This is a genomic window from uncultured Rothia sp. (assembly GCF_937976295.1).
Classification (GTDB): domain Bacteria; phylum Actinomycetota; class Actinomycetes; order Actinomycetales; family Micrococcaceae; genus Rothia.
The window spans coordinates 1-4,727 of sequence record NZ_CALJRY010000397.1 but is presented as its reverse complement, the minus strand read 5'-3'; the positions used below and the strand labels follow the sequence as shown (position 1 = coordinate 4,727).

Annotated in this window: 5 protein-coding genes and 1 tRNA gene; 1 reads left to right on the top strand and 5 read right to left on the bottom strand. The window is 60.3% G+C overall.

The genetic code is table 11. The features are described 5' to 3' along the window. The coding region (locus tag Q0216_RS10605; protein ID WP_298595339.1) for an excalibur calcium-binding domain-containing protein at positions 1-128 on the top strand (128 nt) is incomplete at its 5' end. A gap of 107 nt (positions 129-235) precedes the next feature. On the opposite strand, the gene Q0216_RS10600 is transcribed toward Q0216_RS10605, so the two are convergent. The 5 genes from Q0216_RS10600 to Q0216_RS10580 all read right to left on the bottom strand — a co-directional run bounded on the left by Q0216_RS10600 (position 236) and on the right by Q0216_RS10580 (position 4,727). Beyond that, positions 236-508, bottom strand: a complete 273-nt coding sequence (locus tag Q0216_RS10600; RefSeq protein WP_298595336.1) for a hypothetical protein — start codon at positions 506-508, stop codon at positions 236-238. A gap of 43 nt (positions 509-551) precedes the next feature. After that, a complete protein-coding gene (locus Q0216_RS10595; protein WP_298595333.1) occupies positions 552-1,589 on the bottom strand; it encodes a polysaccharide deacetylase family protein in 1,038 nt (345 codons plus the stop codon). Positions 1,590-1,940: 351 nt separating this feature from the next. After that, a complete protein-coding gene (locus Q0216_RS10590; RefSeq protein ID WP_298595331.1) occupies positions 1,941-3,374 on the bottom strand; it encodes a glutaminase in 1,434 nt (477 codons plus the stop codon). Between the two features lie 219 nt (positions 3,375-3,593). Continuing rightward, positions 3,594-4,541, bottom strand: coding sequence for a cation diffusion facilitator family transporter (locus tag Q0216_RS10585; RefSeq protein ID WP_298595329.1), 948 nt, complete (start codon positions 4,539-4,541; stop codon positions 3,594-3,596). Between the two features lie 113 nt (positions 4,542-4,654). After that, positions 4,655-4,727 (bottom strand) — tRNA-Ala (locus Q0216_RS10580).

Genomic DNA, 4,727 nt, shown 5'->3' with positions numbered 1-4,727 from the left:
ATTACGAAACATGCGCTGATGCTCGTGCGGCTGGCGCGGCGCCTCTGCATCGTGGCGAGCCGGGTTACCGTCCTGGTCTTGATTCTGATGGTGACGGCGTGGCGTGCGAGCCGAAGAAGAAGCATTAGGCTTCTGCCCAAACTAAGAACGAAGCCCCCTTGTGCTTTTCAGTACAAGGGGGCTTCGTCATATCAGCCTAGTCCTGTTAGCTCAGCCGGTCACTCAGCCGGTCAGGTTAGCGCGGCTGGTAGGCGCGGGCACGCTCAACGCGGGCACGGCGCGCCTCCGCATCCTGCAGGACCGGCACCAGCATACGCACCAGCTGACCCATACCACGCAACACCATCTTCAGCCACAACGTCACCGACCAGGCCGTCGCCAAGCGCGGGTGGCGCGTACGCATCAAGCGCACCCCCTGAAAAGAGACCGTGTAATACAGCAGGAACAGCAACGCCTCACGAAAACGGTGCACCTGCCGAAGAATAGGGTTCTGAGGAAGCTTCATCATGCCTCCCAGTATACCCACCGGCATGAGCCCCAGCCCGCCGGGGTCACCCGTAATAGTCCCGAATCGTCACCGTCGTCAACCCGCGCTGATCCAACAAACCCCGAATACGGTCCAGCTCAGACACCACACCCCGATAATTCAAATGCCCAATCAGAATATGCTGAGCCAAAGCATACTTCTCCGCATAGGCATACACCTCAGCCGAAGAAATATTAGAAGAATCCGCCAACGACCCGTACCACAGAACCGGGCGCGTAAAACCACACGACGCCGCAGCCGCCAACACGCGCGCATCATAATACCCGTACGGCGGGCGGAAATACGGCTTCGAAGACACCCCAAAAAGCCGCACAATCTCCTCATCATTACGGGTCAGCTCACGCACAATCTGCTCATCCGTCAGGCTCGTCAACGCCGCATGACTATACGTATGGTTCGCAATCTGCAGCTGACCACTCTTCACCAGCGGCAACAACAGATCACGATGCTGATTAAACGCCGGGTACTGGCCATTAATAAAGAAGGTGAGGCGCGTTCCGGTACGGTGGGCAAACTCCGCGTAGGCGCGCACCACCTCCGGGTCGGCGCCGTCATCGACCGTCCACGCAATATACTTGCCCTCACCCGGCAGGCCGGTCTGCGGGCCAGTCCAGGCATGCGCCGCGGGAACAGGGTTTGACGAGGCTGAACCTGCAGTCGCAGAAGCTGTGGAAGTCTCAGATGCCGCGGCGGTCGGGGATGCAGTACCTGTTGCCGTGCCAGTAGCAGATGCGGACGGGGTAGCCGCCGAGCTTGCCGAAGCAGTCGCCGAGGCACTACCCGAAGCACTACCGGATGCAGACCCGCCAGCCGACACTCCGTGGGTGCCTTCCGCCGCGGACGGGGCGCAGCCGGTCATGCCAAGACCCAGCACGCCGAAGCCCACCGCGCCCAGACCAAAGGTACCAACGTGGTGTAGCAGTTCCCGTCGTCCTATGGAGGCGCGGGCAGAGTCGCCCGATACCGTGTGGTCAGTAGCGGGGTTGACGATAGCGGATTGACGAGGAGCGATAGGTGTTTCTGAGTGTGGAACAGTGTTCATATTATGAGTGTATGATGAGACCACTGTTAGATATCGAAAAATTCAAAATATTACGTATGAGTAATAACGCCGCGATAAAAGAACCTTTACACGCATTCGTTCCACTCACTCACTGAAGACCACGCTCGGCACGCTAAGCTACCCCCGCACGCCAGGTAATCCAAGTAACCCAGGTAATCCAGGTACAGCTCCCACTACAGCGCAAGGTGCAATTCTGAGCACAGCAAATCTAAGTACAGCAAGGCCCCTCCCCCAGAACGCATTCACAACGCGCCCGGGAAAGGGGCCTCAACATATAAGTTATAAGTTCACGCAATTGCGCAATCGTACAACCGGTACGCGAAGAGAAACCTACTCGGAATCCGAAGCTACCGGCTGCTGCACCTCAGCGGACTGTTCCGCCTCAGCAGGCTCCAGCGCATTCAGTGCCTCCAGTGCCGCCGCTTCCAGTGCCGCCGCCTCCGCAGCCTCTTCGGCGTCAGCCTCAGCCACACGCTCAGCATCCGACTCCGCAGAAGTCACCGCCGCCGGGTTCGTCAAAACCTTCACGCCCATGCTACGCAGCGCATCCGTGTTCGTAATCGTCTCATCATTATCAATCAGATACACCTTGTACCCGTCATTACGCAGGCGGCGCATCAGCTCCAGCAGCATGCTCTGAGCGACCTCATCCACCGCGTACACGCGCGTCACATCCAGGGCGACCTTCGAACCCTCCATCGGGGATTCCACAATCTCACGGATAACGCGCTCCACACCCGCAAAACGGATGCGGCCCTGCAACTGAATCAGGCGCATCGACTCGTCCCCCGAACCGATCTGGTAGTTCGCGCGCAACGCCGAACGAGCCACCGTCGGAACATTCATCACGTGCATGCCCATGTCATCAGAGAACTGCTCAAACAACTCCACACCGCGCACACTGTTACCGTGACCGTCCAGGCGCGGCGAGAACGTCGCCACGCCCAGCTGGCCGGGCACCGCACCAATAATGCCGCCGCCCACGCCGCTCTTCGCCGGAACACCCACCTGGGTCGCCCAGTCGCCCGCCGCGTTATACATACCGCACGTGAACATGACGCTCAGCACCTGACGCACCACAGTCTTAGGAACCACCTGCTCACCCGTCACCGGATGCACACCATAGTTCGCCAGAGTCGCCGCCATCAACGCCAAATCCTTGACCGTCACCATCAGCGAGCACTGGCGGGTATAACCCTGCACCGTCACGGTCGGGTCGCCGGTCAGGATGCCGTGGCCGCGCAGCATATGCGCAATCGCGTAGTTGCGGTGCGCGTGCTCCAGCTCAGACTCGTACACGCGCTCATTCACCGACAGGCGGCGGCCCGCAAACGCAGACAGACCAGAAATGACGCGCTCCATGCGCTCGCCCTGAGTCGCCCCGGGAGGGCCCACCAGCGAATGGGTGGTGATCGCGCCGGCGTTAATCATCGGGTTCAGCGGCTTACCGGAGCCGTCCTCCAGGGACATCTCGTTGAAAGGCTCACCGGAAGGCTCCACGCCCACCTTCGCAAGCACGTCATCATAGCCGCGGTCCGCGAGCGCGAGGGCGTACACGAACGGCTTAGAAATCGACTGGATCGTGAACTCCACATCGGAGTCACCGGCGGCGTACTGCTCACCATCAACCATGGCGATGGACGCGGCAAGCTTGTCCGGGTCCACGGCGGCAAGTTCAGGAATGTAGTTTGCCAGCTCACCGGAGGTATCAGAAGCAACCGACTCGAGGGTCTCGGTCAGGTAAGTGGCAATAGGTGAATGCATGGTGTTCCGTATCTGCTACTAATCGTGGTTGTTCTCGTCAAAAATTTCAGGATGCGCCCGCCGGCGAGCCTGTCAAAATGTGTGGGTGGGGAGCACCTTTTGCTCCCTAAAGAGTGTATCTTTTGCGTGGTGAAGCCAGCAAATATAACGGTATATAACGGTCGCCTCTCCCCCACTATTCCGGCACGCAGAAATCGCACACGCAAGGTGTCAGGTGGCTTACGGGTGGCGAATCGAAGCCGACTCACGACCACCCAGCTCGGCAGTCTCCAGCTGGAAGGTCGAGTGTTCCACCGACACCTCAAAATGGCTCGCCACGCACGAACGGATACGGTCCAGAATCACCACTGCAGACCCGTCTTGGAAGCACGAATCGGCAACCACCACGTGCGCGGTCACCACCGGCAGACCGGTCGCCACCGTCGAAGCGTGCACATCGTGCACCTCCACAACTCCGTCAACACTCAAGATATGCTCACGCATCGCGTCCAGGTCCAGGCCGTCCGGGGTGAACTCCATGAGCACCGCCGTGGTCTGCTTCATCAGACGCACCGCACGTGGCACAATCAGCACCGCAATGAACAGACCGGCAAGGGCGTCCGCCTGGTAGAAGCCGGTCAGCCAAATCACGATAGCCGCCACAATCACGCCCAGCGAACCCAGGGCGTCATTGAGCACCTCCAGGAACGCGGCGCGCATATTGAAGTTCGCATTCCTCGCCGTAGCCAGCACCGCAATACCAATAGCGTTCGCCACCAGGCCAACCACACCAAAGATTAGCAGTTCGGTGCCGGGCACCTCCGGCGGGGCAAACAGGCGATGCACGCCCTCCACCGCCGCGTAAATACCCACCGCCAGCAGCAGCACCGACTGGCCGAGAGCGGCAAGCACCTCAATGCGGCGGAAACCCCACGTGCGGCGGGACGTCGCCGGGCGCGTCATCAGCGAAGCCGCCGTGAGCGCCACCAGCAGGCCGGAGGCATCCGCCAGCGCGTGCGCCGTATCGGTCAGCAACGCAAGACTTCCCGTGACCAACGAGCCGATCGCCTGCGCCAGCACAATAACCGCCGCCAAGCTGAACGCAATCAGCAGGCGCGGACGCATCGATGCGGCATCCTCCGGGCTCGGGGCATGCGAATGGTCGTGCCCGTGGTGGTGTGCACCCATGAGTGGCTCCTCAACTACTAAACGACGCTGTCAACTACCCGGGATATCCGGTAGATAGCAAAATCGCCCGATTCATAAGAACCGGGCGAAAAGCTCCTCAACCGAGGAAAACGTGGAGATAAGGGGACTCGAACCCCTGACCCCCTGCATGCCATGCAGGTGCGCTACCAGCTGCGCCATATCCCC